At 74.3% G+C, this 14,168-nt stretch carries 13 protein-coding genes; 2 read left to right on the plus strand and 11 right to left on the minus strand.

Translation table 11 applies throughout. The annotated features are described in order from the left end of the window. The 7 genes from F9B16_RS42545 to F9B16_RS42580 all read right to left on the minus strand — a co-directional run. Positions 1–852: amino acid kinase family protein (locus F9B16_RS42545; protein ID WP_225992437.1), on the minus strand; the 852-nt coding region annotated here is incomplete at its 3' end. 96 nt (positions 853–948) lie between these two features. Further along, positions 949–2,088 carry a pyridoxal phosphate-dependent aminotransferase gene (locus F9B16_RS42550; protein ID WP_404800568.1) on the minus strand — a complete coding sequence of 380 codons (1,140 nt, stop codon included), beginning with the start codon at positions 2,086–2,088 and terminating at the stop codon, positions 949–951. A 46-nt stretch (positions 2,089–2,134) separates the two neighbouring features. Next, the gene (locus F9B16_RS42555) at positions 2,135–2,740 is read right to left on the minus strand and encodes a response regulator transcription factor (protein ID WP_151545947.1); all 606 of its coding nucleotides are present in this window, start codon (positions 2,738–2,740) and stop codon (positions 2,135–2,137) included. Beyond that, positions 2,737–4,158 (minus strand): sensor histidine kinase, encoded by a 1,422-nt coding sequence (locus tag F9B16_RS51685; RefSeq protein WP_192809254.1) that lies wholly within the window; start codon positions 4,156–4,158, stop codon positions 2,737–2,739. Before F9B16_RS51685 ends, F9B16_RS42555 begins: the two co-directional genes overlap by 4 nt. Positions 4,159–4,201: 43 nt before the next feature. Further along, positions 4,202–5,014 carry an ABC transporter permease gene (locus F9B16_RS42570; protein ID WP_151545948.1) on the minus strand — a complete coding sequence of 271 codons (813 nt, stop codon included), beginning with the start codon at positions 5,012–5,014 and terminating at the stop codon, positions 4,202–4,204. Then, positions 5,011–6,006 carry an ABC transporter ATP-binding protein gene (locus F9B16_RS42575; protein WP_151545949.1) on the minus strand — a complete coding sequence of 332 codons (996 nt, stop codon included), beginning with the start codon at positions 6,004–6,006 and terminating at the stop codon, positions 5,011–5,013. The genes F9B16_RS42570 and F9B16_RS42575 overlap by 4 nt, the downstream gene beginning before the upstream one ends. Before the next feature lie 160 nt (positions 6,007–6,166). Next, the gene (locus F9B16_RS42580; protein WP_151545950.1) at positions 6,167–6,805 is read right to left on the minus strand and encodes an NAD(P)-dependent oxidoreductase; all 639 of its coding nucleotides are present in this window, start codon (positions 6,803–6,805) and stop codon (positions 6,167–6,169) included. Between the two features lie 82 nt (positions 6,806–6,887). Here F9B16_RS42580 and F9B16_RS42585 point away from each other — a divergent pair, with 82 nt between their 5' ends. Further along, positions 6,888–7,463, plus strand: coding sequence for a TetR/AcrR family transcriptional regulator (locus F9B16_RS42585; RefSeq protein ID WP_151545951.1), 576 nt, complete (start codon positions 6,888–6,890; stop codon positions 7,461–7,463). A 10-nt stretch (positions 7,464–7,473) separates the two neighbouring features. Here F9B16_RS42585 and codA read toward each other — a convergent pair whose 3' ends face one another. Genes codA through F9B16_RS42605 form a run of 4 tightly spaced genes read right to left on the minus strand, consistent with a single transcriptional unit; the run spans position 7,474 to position 13,120 of the window. Continuing rightward, positions 7,474–8,847, minus strand: a complete 1,374-nt coding sequence (gene codA, locus F9B16_RS42590) for a cytosine deaminase (protein ID WP_151545952.1) — start codon at positions 8,845–8,847, stop codon at positions 7,474–7,476. Continuing rightward, on the minus strand, positions 8,844–10,325 hold the full coding sequence (locus tag F9B16_RS42595; RefSeq protein ID WP_151545953.1) for a purine-cytosine permease family protein: 1,482 nt from the start codon (positions 10,323–10,325) through the stop codon (positions 8,844–8,846). Before F9B16_RS42595 ends, codA begins: the two co-directional genes overlap by 4 nt. 57 nt (positions 10,326–10,382) lie before the next feature. Continuing rightward, positions 10,383–11,843 carry an acyl-CoA synthetase gene (locus tag F9B16_RS42600; protein ID WP_151545954.1) on the minus strand — a complete coding sequence of 487 codons (1,461 nt, stop codon included), beginning with the start codon at positions 11,841–11,843 and terminating at the stop codon, positions 10,383–10,385. After that, the gene (locus F9B16_RS42605) at positions 11,840–13,120 is read right to left on the minus strand and encodes a CaiB/BaiF CoA transferase family protein (protein WP_151545955.1); all 1,281 of its coding nucleotides are present in this window, start codon (positions 13,118–13,120) and stop codon (positions 11,840–11,842) included. Before F9B16_RS42605 ends, F9B16_RS42600 begins: the two co-directional genes overlap by 4 nt. Before the next feature lie 36 nt (positions 13,121–13,156). Between F9B16_RS42605 and F9B16_RS42610 the strand changes: the two genes are divergently transcribed. Next, on the plus strand, positions 13,157–13,735 hold the full coding sequence (locus F9B16_RS42610; protein ID WP_151545956.1) for a uridine kinase family protein: 579 nt from the start codon (positions 13,157–13,159) through the stop codon (positions 13,733–13,735). Positions 13,736–14,168 lie beyond the last annotated feature (433 nt).

Consider the following 14,168-nt stretch of genomic DNA (forward strand, 5'->3'; position numbering starts at 1 on the left):
CTCCACCTTCGGGCCCATGCTGCCCGCCGCGAAGTGCCCGGCGGCGGCCAGCCGGGCCAGCTCGGCGGCCGTGGTGCGGCGCAGCGGCCGCGCCGCCGGGGTGCCGAACCCGGCCACCGCGTGCTCCACGTCCGTGGCGATCACCAGCGTGGACGCGCCGAGCCGGCACGCCAGCAGCTGCGCCGCCAGGTCCTTGTCGACGACCGCCTCGACGCCGCGCAGCGCCCCGCCCGCCCGGACGACCGGCGCTCCCCCGCCGCCCGCCGCGACCACCACGTGCCCCGCGTCCAGCAGCAGCATCGCCGCGCCCGCGTCGAGGATGTCCAGCGGCTCCGGGGACGCGACGACGCGCCGCCAGCCGCGGTCGCCGAACGGCCGCCACACCTCGCCGAGCGCGGCGAACCGGCGCGCCTCGTCCGCCGGGAAGTACCGGCCGACCGGCTTCGCCGGGTCCGCGAACCCGGGGTCGGCGGCGTCCACCAGCGTCCGCGTCACCACCGTGGACACCGGGCGCGGCGCGCCGAGCGCGGCGAGCGCCCGCTCCAGCGCGTTCATGATCATCACGCCGACGGTGGCCTGGGTCTGCGCGCCGCACCAGTCCAGCGGCACCGGCGGCACCACCGCCGCCGCCAGCTGGTTCTTGATCAGCAGGTTGCCGACCTGCGGGCCGTTGCCGTGCGTCAGCGCGACCCGCGCCCCCGCCGCCACCAGCTCCGCGACGTGCCGCATCGCGACCTCGATCGCCGCCGCCTGCGCGGCCGGCGTCGCGCTGCCGTCCGGCGCCGTCATGGCGTTGCCGCCCAGCGCGATCAGAATCCGCTCGCCGTCGAGCGAGTCCCCGTTCCGGCCCACGGCCCGAACGCTAGCCGCGCGGCGGGCGGCGCTCATGGGCGAAACCAGCCCAAGGAACGCCGCCCGTTCGGCAATCTCCGCCCGTCCCGGAGAGATTCAGGCGAGTCGGCGGAGGCGTTCCACGGCCTCGTCGATGACCTCGCCCTTCTTGCAGAACGCGAACCGGACGAAGTGCGCGCCGGCCTCCGCGTGGTCGTAGAACACCTGCGTCGGGATCGCGACGACGCCCGCCTTCGCGGGCAGCGCGCGCGCCAGCTCCAGCCCGTCGGAGAAGCCCAGCGGCCGGATGTCGGCCTGCACGAAGTAGGTGCCCTGCGGCCGGTACGCGGTGAAGCCGGCCGCCTCCAGCCCGGCGACGAGCCGGTCCCGCTTGGCCTGCAGCGACGCGCGCAGCTCCGCGACCCACGCCGTCTCGTTCGCGAGCGCGTACGCGGCGGCCCGCTGGTAGGGGGCGCTGACGGCGTAGGTGAGGAACTGCTTGACGGTCTGGACGGCCCGCACGTACCGGGCCGGCGCGGTGACCCAGCCGGTCTTCCAGCCGGTGGCGGAGAACGTCTTGCCCGCCGACGACACCGACACCGTCCGCTCGCGCATGCCGTCGAGCGTGGCGAGCGGGATGTGCTCGGTGCCGTCGAACGTCAGGTACTCGTATACCTCGTCGGTGATCGCGACCAGGTCGTGCTCGCGGCACACGTCCGCGATGGCCTCCAGCTCGCCGCGGGTGAACACCGTCCCGGCCGGGTTGTGGGGCGAGTTCACCAGGATCGCCTTGGTGCGCGGGCCGACCGCGGCGCGCAGCTCGTCGGGGTCGAACGTGAAGCGGCCCTCCACCGGACGCAGCATGACGGGCCTGCGCACCGCCCCGGCCAGCGCGATCACGGCGGCGTAGGAGTCGTAGTACGGCTCGAACACGATGACCTCGTCGCCCGCCCCGGCGAGCGCCAGCACGGACGCGGCGATGCCCTCCGTCGCACCGACGGTCACGTACACCTCGGACATCGGGTCGTAGGCCAGCCCGTACCGCTCCAGCCGCTGCTCCGCCACGGCCTCGCGCAGCTCCGGCACACCGGGCCCCGGCGGGTACTGGTTGCCGCCCGACCGGATCGCCTCGACCGCGACGTCCAGCATCGCCTTCGGGCCGTCCTCGTCCGGGAAGCCCTGCCCGAGGTTGATCGACCCGGTGGCCGTGGCCAGTGCGGACATCTCCGCGAAGATCGTCTCGCCGAACTCCCGCATCCGCGGCACCAGAGGCTCAGTCACGGCACCAGCCTACGGGGGCGGGTCAGATCCAGCCCATCTCCTGGGCGGCGCGGACGGCGGCGAAGCGGGACGGCTCGCCGAGCTTGCTCATCGCCGTGGAGAGGTAGTTGCGGACGGTGCCCTCCGACAGGTGCAGCAGCGTCGCGATGCGGGCCGTCTCGGTGCCGGCGCCGGTCAGCCGGAGGATCTCGCGCTCGCGCTCGGTCAGCGGGTTGTCGCCGGCGGCCATGGCGGTCGCGGCGAGCTCGGCGTCGAGGTAGCGGCCGCCGCCGTGGACCTTGCGGATCGCGGCGGCCAGCTCCTGCGTCGGCGCGTCCTTGGCGACGAACCCACGCACCCCGGCGGCCATCGCGCGGCGCAGGTAGCCGGGGCGGCCGAAGCTGGTGAGGATGCACACCGCGCAGCGGGCGCCCGCGGCGGCGAGCTCCTCGGCGACGGTGAGGCCGTCCGCGCCGGGCATGTCGATGTCGAGGACGGCGACGTCGGGATCGTGCGCGGCGACGGCGGCGGCGACCTCGTCGCCCCGCCCGGCCTCGGCGACGACCTCCAGGTCGGGCTCCAGCCCGAGGAGCGCGGCGACCGCGCCGCGGATGAGGTGCTCGTCGTCGGCGAGCAGGATCCGGATCACCGGCCGCTCCCGTCACCCGCGTGCGCCCGCGCGGCCTCCGCGGGGCCGGTGGCCTTGGTGGTCGCGGTGGTCGCGGTGGTCGCGCTGGTCTCCGGCGCGGACGGTCCGGCGGACGGCCCGTCCGGCTCGGCGCGGGGCAGCGGGACGGCGGCGCGCAGCAGGAAGCCGTCGCGGCCGTGCCGGCCGGCGGTGATCTCGCCGCCGACCACCGCGACCCGCTCGGCAAGGCCGGTCAGCCCCGCCCCGCCGGTCCCCGCCCCGCCGGTCCCCGCCCCGCCGGTCCCCGCCCCACCGGTCCCCGCTCCACCGGTCCCCGCTTCACCGGTCCCCGGCCCGCCGGCCTCCTCCGCGCGGTCGCCGGGGCGGACGCCGTCGTTGCGCATCTCCAGCACCACGGAGCCGCCGTACGCGGTGAGGGCGACGGCGCAGTGCCGGGCCTCGCTGTGCTTGATCACGTTGGTGGCGCCCTCCCGGATCACCCAGGCGAGCACCGAGCGGACCTCGGGCGGCAGGCCGTCCGGCACGCTCCCGGCGTCGCAGCGCACCCCGGCGGCCTCCAGCACGGCCCGCACCCCGGCCAGCTCGGCGTCCAGCTCGACGGCGCGGTAGCCGTGCACGGCGGCGCGCACCTCGCGGAGCGCGTCGCGGGCGGCGCGCTGCACGTCGGCCATCTCCGCGCCCGCGCGGGCGGGGTCGGCGTCCGCGAGCCGCATGGCCAGCTCGCTCTTCACCGCGATCAGGGACAGGCTGTGGCCGAGCAGGTCGTGCAGGTCGCGGGAGAAGCGCAGCCGCTCCTCGGTGACGGCGAGCCGGGCGAGCGCGTCCCGCGCGGCGTGCGTCTCCTGGTGCAGGTCCCACATGCGGCGCTGGTACCGGTTGACGAACGCGATGAGGCCGCACATGCCGCTGTAGAGCGCGATCATGACGGGGACGAGGACGAGCCAGGGCATGTCGCCGTCGGGGTAGAGGTGCTTCGAGGCGGCGCTGGCGATGATCCCCGCGACGGCCCCGGTGCCGAGGCACAGCACCACGATCCGGCGGCGGCTCATCGGCGACAGCACCACCGCCGACACCCAGAAGACGGGGACGACGCTGAACAGCGGATGGGCGAACAGCATGAGGCTGAGCGCGGCGGTCACCGCGCCGCTCGCCACCATGTCCCGCCGGGGCGCGCCGCCCTCCAGGCCCACCCGGACGAGCCGCATGTAGCACCAGGTCATGAGGGCGAGGCCCACGACGGCGAGGGCGGCGACGGGAAGGCTGACATGGCCGTCGTCGTAGGCGGCGGCCGTCCCGGCCAGGCCGGGGAGGATGAACCCGAGGGCCGCGCACAGGAACGAGCGGTGCGTCACGCGGCGGTAGCGTTCGAACCTGCGGGTGTCCTGCGCCTCCAGGTCCGCCGTGGTCGCGACCGTCATGTTCCGTCCTCCTTCTCCTCGACTGTAGCGGCGGGGCGTCCGGTCAGGCGCGCCTCGGTTCCCAGCGGAACCAGCGTCCCGCCATGGCGCGGCCGAGGCCGAGCCAGACCGCGAGGACGGCGAACGAGGGCAGGCAGGCCGCCCAGCCGCCGACGAACCCGACCGGCGCGTGGACGGCGTGGTCGTGGAAGTCGCGGCCGAAGTAGGCCGTCCGGGTGATCTCGACGACGGGGCTGAGCGGCAGCCACCGGCAGGCCTCCTCCAGCGCGGCGGGCAGCCCGTCCAGGGGGAACATCACCCCGGCGCCCGCCATGCAGGCGAACATGATCGGCAGGACGGTGAGCTGCGCCAGCTCGGCGTTCGGGGTGAGGCCGGAGACGGCGAAGGCGAGCAGCGCGAACACGGCGGCGCCGCCCGCGAGCCCCGCCGCCAGCAGGAGCGGGTCGGCGGGGAACCGGCCGCCGAGCGCGGCGCCGAGCAGCACCAGCAGGGCCAGCACCTGCACGGCGTACATCGCCGCGGCGGCGAGGACGCCGCCGCCGATGATGTCGGCGTCGGCGAGCGCGGTGCCGCGCAGCCGCTTGAGCGTGAGGTCCTCGCGGCGGGCGGTGAAGACGTTCACCAGGTTCATGAACACCGCGAAGAGGAGGAAGAAGCCGAGGTGGCCGGTGCCCTGGAGGAGCGCGGCGTCCATGCCGCCGGCCTTCTTTCCGTGCGCGGGGAACAGCAGGGCGGCGAACAGCACCGGCAGCCCGGCGGCGGTGAACAGGGCGGTCCGGTTGCGCCACAGCAGCGTGAGGTCGAGGCGCGCGACGCGGAGTGCGGCGCCGCCGGCGATGGGACGGGTCGTCGTCATCGGGACGCTCCTTCCAGCGCGCCGGCCGCCTCGGAACCGGCGCCCCAGGTCTCCCGCGCGCCGTCGCTCCCCATGCCGGACGACGTGCGGAGGAAGACGTCTTCGAGGGAGGCGCTGCGGGCCTGGAGCCCGCGCAGTTCGACGCGGTGCTCGTCGGCCCAGCGCAGCAGCTCGTACAGGCCGCTCTGGAGTCCTGCCTCGGTGACGGTGTAGGACGCGACGGTGCGGCCGCCGTCCACGGAGATGTCCGCGCGGGAGCCGCCGAGCGCGGGCAGTTCGGCGACCCGCAGCCGCTCGGGCATCTGGAAGCCGATCCGGTCGCCGTGCCCGGCGACGACCTCCGCGACCGTCCCGGCGGTCTCGATCCGGCCCCGGTGCATGATCGCGAGGCGGTCGGCGAGGTGCTCGGCCTCTTCCAGGTAGTGGGTGGTCAGCAGCACCGTGGTGCCGGCGGCGACGAGGTCGCGGACGATCCGCCAGGTGGCGCGCCGGGCCTCCGGGTCCATGCCGGTGGTCGGCTCGTCCAGGAACAGCACGCTCGGGCGGCCGAGCAGGGCGAGCGCGAGGTCCAGGCGCCGCTTCTGCCCGCCGGACAGCTGCCGGACCCGCACGCCCGCCCGGTCGGCGAGCCCGGCCAGGCCGAGCACCTCGTCGCGGGGCCGCGGCTCCGGGGTGAAGCCGCGGAAGCGGTCGACGATCTCGGCCACGGTGAGGTCGGGGAAGAACCCGCCGTCCTGGAGCATGACGCCGATCCTCGGACGCACGGCCCGGCGCTCCCGGTAGGGGTCGCGTCCGAGGACCCGGACGGTGCCGTGTCCCGCGGGCCGGTGCCCTTCGAGGGTCTCCAGCGTCGTCGTCTTGCCGGCGCCGTTGGTGCCGAGGAGCGCGAACAGCTCGCCGTGCGCGACCTCGAACGAGATCCCGGCGACGGCCTCGAAGTCCCCGTACCGCTGGCGGAGGCCGTCGACGCTGATGGGTGGGGTGTCGTCCATGCCCCCAGCGTCGCGGGGCGCGCCGGGCGGCGGTAGAAGGACGTGTCACCGGTTCGGGCGGCGCCTGTCAGCCGTTCCGCATGACACCTGTCATGCCGCTCGCGGCCGCGCCGGGACACCGCGCGGGCCAGCGCGGGGCGGCGCGCGGCCCCGGGTGCCGTCAGCCCGCGATGGCGATCACGTGGCCGATGGACGCGAGGTCGCCGGTGAGGTCGAGCAGGGCCTTCGCGACGTCGTCGCGGGTGATGCTGTACCCGCCGGTCACGCTGCGGTCGACGGCCTTGCGGTAGCGGCCGCGGCCCTCCTTGTTCGTGAGCCGCGGCGGGCGGACGATCGTCCAGTCGAGCCCGGAGCCGCGGACCTGCGCCTCGGCGACCCGCATGTCGGCGATGCCGTGCCGCAGGATCCGGCCGAGGATCAGCGGCTTGGCGACGTACCGGGTGAGCGGGTCGTCGCCCGGCTCGGACGAGATCGCGCCCATGCTGACCATGAGGAACCGCCCGGCGCCGGTCGCGCGCATGGCGGCGATGATGCTGCGCGAGCTGTCGCCGCAGACGGTGGTGGGGCCGAGACCGCGCGGGCCCATCGCGCTGACGACGGCGTCGGCGCCCTTCACCGCCCCCTCGATCGCGGCGGGGTCCATGACGTCGGCGCGCACCACGTCGGCGCGGTCGCGCAGGCCGGCGGGCAGCCGGCCGGGATCGCGGACGACGGCGGTGACCTCGTGGCCCTCGTCCAGCGCCAGGCGGACCAGCCGGGTGCCGATGCCGCCGGTCGCGCCGAAGACGGTGAGCCTCATCTTGATTCCTCCCCGAAGGTGAGTGAACATTTACTAACCTCTATCCTGAGTAAGCATTCACTCACTGTCAAGGGGGCGGCCGATGAGCGCGCGCGAGCGGATCCTGGACGCGGCGGCGGACGTCATGCGGGAGCGCGGCGTCGCCGGCGCCACCACCAAGGAGATCGCGAGGGCCGCCGGGTACTCCGAGGCGCTGCTGTACAAGCACTTCCGCGACAAGGAGCAGCTGATGCTCGCCGTCCTCAAGGAGCGGATGCCGGCGTTCACCGCGAAGGCCGTCGCGGGCGAGGCGACCGTGGAGGCCAACCTCGTCGGCGTCGCGCACGGCGGGCTCGCCTTCTACCGGCGGGCGTTCCCGATGATGGCGTCGATGGCCGCGCAGCCGCAGCTGATGGCCGCGAGCCGCGAGGCGCTGCGCAAGTACGGCGCAGGCCCGCAGGAACCGGTGCGGGCGCTCGCCCGCTACCTGGACGCCGAGCGCGACCTGGGCCGGGTCGCGGCGGGCGCCGACACCGCCGCGGCCGCCGCGCTGCTGATGGGCGGCTGCTTCCAGCAGGGCTTCCTGCACTACTTCGCCGCGCCGCCGGACGCGCCCGACCTGCCGGAGTCCGCCGCCGCCGACCTCGTCCGGCCGCTGCTCCCGGCCCTGCTCCCCTAGCTCCCCTCCCCTAGTGGACGCTCCCCCGGCGGCCGCTCTCGTCGCGGTCGCGGGCGCGGACGAAGTCGACGTCCTCCGGGGCGCGGCCCGGCCACGTCAGCCGGGTGACCGCGGGCGGGGTCTCGGCGACGATCCGGCCGCGGGCGATCACATGGGACGGCCGGGTCTGCCGCCGGACCGCGTCGTACGGCGACGACGCAGGCAGCACGACCAGGTTCGCCGGGCGGCCCGGCGCGATCCCGTAGCCGTCGCCGAGGCCGAGCACCCGCGCGGCCCGGTCCGTCACCATCGCGAACGCCTCGTCGATCTCGGCGGCGCCGGTGAGCTGCGCGGCGGCGACGCCGACCAGCGCGACCTGCAGCGACGACGCCGTCCCGAGCGGGAACCACGGGTCCATGACGTCGTCGTGGCCGAACGCGACGTTCACCCCGGCGGCCAGCATCTCCTTGACCTGGGTGAGGCCGCGGCGCTTCGGGTAGGCGTCGAACCGGCCCTGCAGGCACAGGTTGGCCAGCGGGTTGCAGACGAGGTTGATGCCCGAGCGGGCCAGGATCCGCTGCAGCTTGTACGAGTAGGCGCCGTTGTAGGAGCCCATCGCGGTCGTGTGGGACGCGGTGGCGCGGTCGCGGAGCCCGCCGCGCCGGGCGAGGGTGGCGAGCACCTCCACGAACCGGGACTGCTCGTCGTCGATCTCGTCGCAGTGCGCGTCCAGCAGCAGCCCGTACCGCTGCGCGATGTCGAAGGCGATCTCCAGGGAGCGGACGCCGTCCTCGCGGGTGTCCTCGAAGTGCGGGATCGCGCCGACCGCGTCGACGCCGCGGCGGGCCGCCTCCTCCAGCAGCTCGGCGCCGTCGTCGAACGAGCAGACGCCCTCCTGCGGGAACGCGACGAGCTGGAGCCCGATGACGTCCCTGACGCGCTCGCGGACCTCGATCATGGCGTCGAGGGCGACGAGCCCGGGGTCGGTGACGTCCACGTGGCTGCGGACGTGGAGCACGCCGTTCGCCGCGTACCAGCGCAGCACCTCGGTCGCGCGGGACACGACGTCCTCGCGGGTGAGGGTCGCCTTGCGCTCGCTCCACACCGCGATCCCCTCCCACAGGGACCCGGACGCGTTCCAGCGCGGCTCCCCGGCGGTGAGGGTGGTGTCGAGGTGGACGTGGGGTTCCACGAACGGCGGGCCCACCAGGCCGCCCGCCGCGTCGGCCAGCACGTCGGCGGCGCGCTCACCGGTCGTGCGCTCACCGGCGGAGCGCTCTCCGGCCGTGCGCTCTCCGGCCGCTTGCTTACCGGCGGGAGTGATGCGTCCGAAGCGGTCGCCGTCGATCTCGATGTCGTGGAGGCCGTCCCGTCCGGCCAGGCGGGCGTTGGTCACGAGCTTCATGCGGGGCTCCCTACCCTTGGCCGGCCGCTGCGCCGGGACGACAGGACGAAGTACAGGATCCCGGCGACGAGGGCCCCGGCCAACCAGGACAGGTCGATGCCGCCCAGCGCGCGCGCCGCCGGTCCTTGCAGTGCCTTCGGGACGCCGTACTGGAACGACCACGTCGCGGCGGCGCCCAGGATGAACGAGACCAGCGCGTCCCAGCGGAAGTCGCTCAGGCGGGACCGTCCGGGCGGGTCGTAGAGCGCGTCGATGTCGACGTTCTGGCGGCGGACGACGTAGAAGTGCACGGCCATCACCGCCGCCCACGGCACCACCCACGTGACGAGGCCGCCCAGCCACGCGTCCAGGGTGTTCGCGAAGTCCTCCTGGAAGATCAGCAGGATCGTGAACGCGGCGGCGAACACGCCGACGCCGTACGAGATCGCCTTGCGGGACACGTGCCAGTCGGCGGTCTGCGCGCACAGCGAGCAGCTGTAGACGTTCAGGATGTTCGTGGCGATCGGCCCGTGCACGACCAACAGCAGCACCGGGATCGCGAGCGCGCCGAACGCGTCCACGATCAGCTTGCCGGGGTCGGTGGTCGCGCTCACCGTCGCCAGCGACGCGCCGAGCACGCCGAGCCACACGACCGGCACGAACTGGCCGAGGACGCTCGCCGCGTACAGCCGGCGGCGCGGCACGTCGCGCGGCACGAACCGCGAGTAGTCGGAGGCGTAGGCGAACCAGGTGATGCCCCAGCCGACCCCGATCGCCGTCATCACGGTCGTCATGGCGGAGAGGCGGTCCTTGCCGGCGAGGCCCTGCCCGTGGTGGTCCCAGTGCACGCCGGTCTTCGTCCACGCGACGACGGTCATCGCGGCGAGCACGGCCAGCGTGACGGGAACGGTCCACTTTTCGAATGCGGCGATCGCGTGGAAGCCGGACGCGGCGATCCACACCTGCAGCCCCATGATCACCAGGACCACGACGATCTTCATCGCGGTGCCGCCGTGCACGCCGACCTGGCCGAGCAGCGCCATCACCAGGTCCAGCACGATCCAGGTGTTGACCGCGCACCAGCCCGCCGACATCACGCCCTGCAGCGCCGCCGGCAGGTACGCGCCGCGCCGCCCGAACGCCGACCGGGCCAGCACCATCTGGGTGACGCCCGTCCGCTGCCCCATCAGCACGAACAGCCCGAACACCGCCATCCCGACGAGGTTCCCGGCGACCAGGACCCCGATCGTGTCGGCGAGGCTCAGCCCGAGCTTGATGCCGAGGGCGCCGAGCACCCAGTTGATCGGCGCGATGTTCGCGCCGGACCAGATCCAGAACTGGTGCCCCGGGGTCGACTCGCGGGCGTGCGGCGGGACGGGATCGAGCGAATGCGCGGCCGCGGACGCACCGGAACCAGGCGACGCGGAACCGTGGGGCGCGGACGGGCCGGAGCCTCGGGACTCGGAGGGACCGGGCCCCGGGGACGCTGAGCTTGACACAGGGCATGACCTTACTGGTCAGCCCGAAATGCTCCGTCCGGCGGCTGTGGCCGGCGGTCAGGGGGTGAGCTCGCCGAGGCGGGTCTTCACGACCTTTCCCATCGCGTTGCGCGGCAGCGCGTCGACCAGGTGGACGACGCGGGGCCGCTTGTGCACCGACAGGCGCCCGGCGACGAAGTCGATGAGCTGCCGCTCCGTCACCCCGTCCGCGACGATGTACGCCGTGACCTGCTCGCCGAGATCGTCATGCGGCGTGCCGGCGACGGCCGCCTCCCGCACCGCCGGGTGCGCGAGCAGCGCGTTCTCGACCTCGCCCGCGCCGATCCGGTAGCCGCCGCTCTTGATCAGGTCCGTGGACGCGCGGCCGACGATGCGGTGCCAGCCGTCCGGGCCGATCGTCGCGATGTCGCCCGTGCGGAACCAGCCGTCCGGCGTGAACGACTTCGCGGTCGCCTCCGGGCGGTTCAGGTATCCCTTGAACGGGTGCCGCGCGCGGACGTGCAGCTCGCCCGGCGTTTCCCCATCGTGCGGGACGGGGTCGCCGTTCTCGGCCGCGAGCCTCGTCTCGATACCGGGCAGCGGGAGTCCGACGTAGCCGGGGCGGCGTTCGCCGTCCGCGCGCGCGCTGACGGTGATCAGGGTTTCGGTCATGCCGTAGCGCTCGACCGGGCGGTGGCCGGTGAGCGCCTCCAGCCGCTCGAAGGCGGGCACCGGGAGCGGCGCGCTGCCGGACACCAGCAGCCGCGCCGAACGCATCGCCTCCGCGGACGCCGGGTCGGCCGCCAGCCGGGACCACACCGTCGGGACGCCGAAGAACAGGCTCCCGCCGTCCTCGACCGCCGCCGCCGCGTACGCCTCCGGCTTGGGACGTCCCGTGTGGACGAGGCGGGACCCGACCCGCAGCGGCCCGAGCACGCCGAGGACCAGGCCGTGCACGTGGAACAGCGGCAGCCCGTGCACCAGCACGTCGTCCGGCGTCCACGCCCACGCCTCCGCCAGCGAGTCGAGGGCCGCCGCGATCGCCGCCCGGGAGATCATCACGCCCTTCGGCGCGCCGGTCGTGCCGCTCGTGTAGAGGATCAGCGCGGTCGCGTCGGAGGCGGGCCCCGCCGCGCCGGCGGCTGCGGGCGCGGGCGTCGATGCCGACGCGGGCGTCGATGCGGGTGTGGGCGTCGACGCGGGCGCGGGGAGGTCGTCGATCGGGACGAGCGGCGGGGTTCCGTCGCCGGCGTCCGTGCCGCGGGCCGCCAGCAGCAGGGCCGCGCCGGAGTCCTTGAGGATGTGGGCGCGCTCGTCCGGACCCGAGTCCGGCGGCAGCGGCACCACCGGCACCCCCGCCATGAGGCCGCCGACGACCGCGACCGCCGTCTCCGCGCTCGCCGTGGCGTGCACCGCGACGGCGCCCGCACCGGCGATCTCCGCCGCGACGGCCGACGCCCGGCCGAGCAGCTCCTCGCGCGGCAGCTCCCGGCCCGCGATCCGCACCGCTCCGCCGGTCTCGCCGAGCAGATCCCTCACTGGCCTCTCCCCTGCTCCTCGCCGTCTCTTCCGTCTTGCACGTCCTGCGCGTCTTGCCCGGTCGGCCCGTCTTGCCCGGTCGGCTCGTCTTGCGCCGTCGGCTCGTCTTGCGCCGCCGGCCCGTCTTGCGCGTCCTGTTCGTCCAGCCAGGCGAGCACCTTGCCGGTGTGCTCGCCGAGCAGCGGCGGCGCGGTGTGCGCGCGCGGCTCGGCGCCGTCGAACCGCAGCGGCGGGCCCGGCAGCTCGATCCGGCCCAGCGTCGGATGCTCCACCTCGATCACCAGGCCCTGCGAGCGGGTCTGCTCCCAGGTGTACACCTCGTCGATCGACCGGATCGACCCCGCCGGCACACCCGCCCCGTTCAGCCGCTCCAGCCACGCCTCCCGAGTGTCCCCCGCCAGGGCGCGTTCGATGTCGGCCGTCAGTTCCGCCCGGTTCGCGGACCTCTTCGGGATCGTCGCATAGCGGGGATCGTCGGCGTCCAGGCTCACGAGCGGCGCGAACCTCCGCCAGAGGTTCTGGTTCGCGACGCCGATCTGGATCTGGCCGTCCTTGCAGCGGAACGTCCCGTACGGCGCGATCGTCGGATGGTCGTTGCCGACCGACTCGGGCACCTCTCCCGCGACCGTCCACCGCGTCCCCTGGTACATGTGCGCGCCGACCACCGACGCCAGCAGCGACGTCCGCACCACCGAGCCGCGGCCCGTCCGCGTCCGCTCGTACAGCGCCGCCAGCACGCCGGACGTGGCGTTGCCCGCCGCGAGGATGTCCGCGATCGACAGCCCCACCTTGCTCGGCGTCCCCGGCGGGCCGGTGACGCTCATGATCCCGGCCTCGCCCTGCATGATCGCGTCGTAGCCGGGACGGCCGCCCTCCGGGCCGTCGTGCCCGAACCCCGTGATCGACAGCACGATCAGCCGCGGGTTCAGCTCGTGCAGCCGCCCGACCGGGAAGCCGAGCCGGTCCAGGACCCCGGTGCGGAAGTTCTCGACCAGCACGTCCGCGTGCCGCACCAGCCTCGCTAGGGTGTCCTTCCCCTCGTCCGACTTCAGATCGAGGGTGATCGACTCCTTGTTCCGGTTGATCGACAGGTAGTAGGTGCTGACCTGGTCCTCGCCCGCGAACGGCGGCCCCCAGCCGCGCGTCTCGTCGCCCGTCCCGGGCTGCTCCACCTTGATCACCCGCGCGCCGAGATCGGCGAGCGCCATCGTGGCCTGCGGTCCGGCGACCACACGGCTGAGGTCGACGATCACCACGCCTTCGAGCGGTCCGGGCAAGGGGCGTCCTCCTTCGGGGGGCCGGCACCTGGAAGTATGCCGTCCGTGCCGCCGCCGTCCCGGACCTACCCCGCGCTCGCCGCGCGGCTCCTCGCGCTGCCCGCGTCCTGCGGGCCCGCGCGGCTGGTCGCGATCGACGGGCCGAGCGGCGCGGGCAAGTCCACCTTCGCCGACCATCTCGCGGCCGTGCTGGTGGGAGCGCCGGTGGTCCGGTCGGACGACTTTCGCGTGCCGTGGGACGCCGACCCGCTGACCTGGTGGGAGCCGCTCCGGCGCGCCGTCCTCGACCCGCTGTGCGCCGGGCGGCCCGCGGTGCTGCGCCGCTACGACTGGCATCGGGATCGGTACGGGCCGCCGGAGGAGATCCCGCCGCCGCCCGTCCTCATCGTCGAAGGCGTCGGGTCGGCATGGGCGGGGTCGCCCGCCGCATACCGGATCTGGATCGACGCGCCGCTCGAGCTGCGGCGGGCCCGCGCCATCGACCGCGACGGGCTCGAGTACGCGGACGCCTGGGACCGGTGGTCCGCGCGGGAGGCCGCGTTCTTCGCCGAGGACCGCACCCGCGCCCGCGCCGACCTCCTCGTCGACGGGACGGCGCCGCTGCCGACGCGGTAGTGATCGAGCGTGGTCTTTTTCGTGGCCTTGCAGGACGGCAGTCAGATCTGTGCGGCGCACCGCCGCTGTCGGCCGAGTCGAACTGCGACCTGATCGGTAATCTGCGCCACTGGTTCGCTACCTGTACCCGAAAAGTGAAGTTCTCCTTCATATAGAAGACGCAGAGTTCACCTGTCAGCGACGCTCGATCAGAAAGTTGAGTCATCAAATCCGGGGATGGGTGAGAGTGGGAGCCAACTGCGAGGCGAATGGCTCTTCAGGTGATCGGTAAGAGGGGTGTTCGGGTGGTGGGGTGGCGCTTGCGTACGGGGCCGCCCCTCCAAAGTCAAGGGCGCCTTCGGCGTCGCTTCGCGATGGACTTCGTCCACCCTTGACTTTGGAGCCTCTGCGGCCCCTGGGCAGGTGATGGGGGCAGGCTCCGCCTGCCCCGCCC

This window comes from Actinomadura montaniterrae (assembly GCF_008923365.1).
In the GTDB taxonomy this organism is placed as follows: Bacteria; Actinomycetota; Actinomycetes; order Streptosporangiales; family Streptosporangiaceae; genus Spirillospora; species Spirillospora montaniterrae.

Excerpts from the sequence above, each read along its gene's own strand:
- F9B16_RS42550 (WP_404800568.1), bottom strand. The coding sequence starts at position 2,088 with ATGCGGGAGTTCGGCGAGACGATCTTCGCGGAGATGTCCGCACTGGCC.
- F9B16_RS51685 (WP_192809254.1), bottom strand. The coding sequence starts at position 4,158 with ATGACGGTCGCGACCACGGCGGACCTGGAGGCGCAGGACACCCGCAGG.
- F9B16_RS42570 (WP_151545948.1), bottom strand. The coding sequence starts at position 5,014 with ATGACGACGACCCGTCCCATCGCCGGCGGCGCCGCACTCCGCGTCGCG.
- F9B16_RS42575 (WP_151545949.1), bottom strand. The coding sequence starts at position 6,006 with ATGGACGACACCCCACCCATCAGCGTCGACGGCCTCCGCCAGCGGTAC.
- F9B16_RS42580 (WP_151545950.1), bottom strand. The coding sequence starts at position 6,805 with ATGAGGCTCACCGTCTTCGGCGCGACCGGCGGCATCGGCACCCGGCTG.
- F9B16_RS42585 (WP_151545951.1), top strand. The coding sequence starts at position 6,888 with ATGAGCGCGCGCGAGCGGATCCTGGACGCGGCGGCGGACGTCATGCGG.
- codA (WP_151545952.1), bottom strand. The coding sequence starts at position 8,847 with ATGAAGCTCGTGACCAACGCCCGCCTGGCCGGACGGGACGGCCTCCAC.
- F9B16_RS42610 (WP_151545956.1), top strand. The coding sequence starts at position 13,157 with ATGCCGTCCGTGCCGCCGCCGTCCCGGACCTACCCCGCGCTCGCCGCG.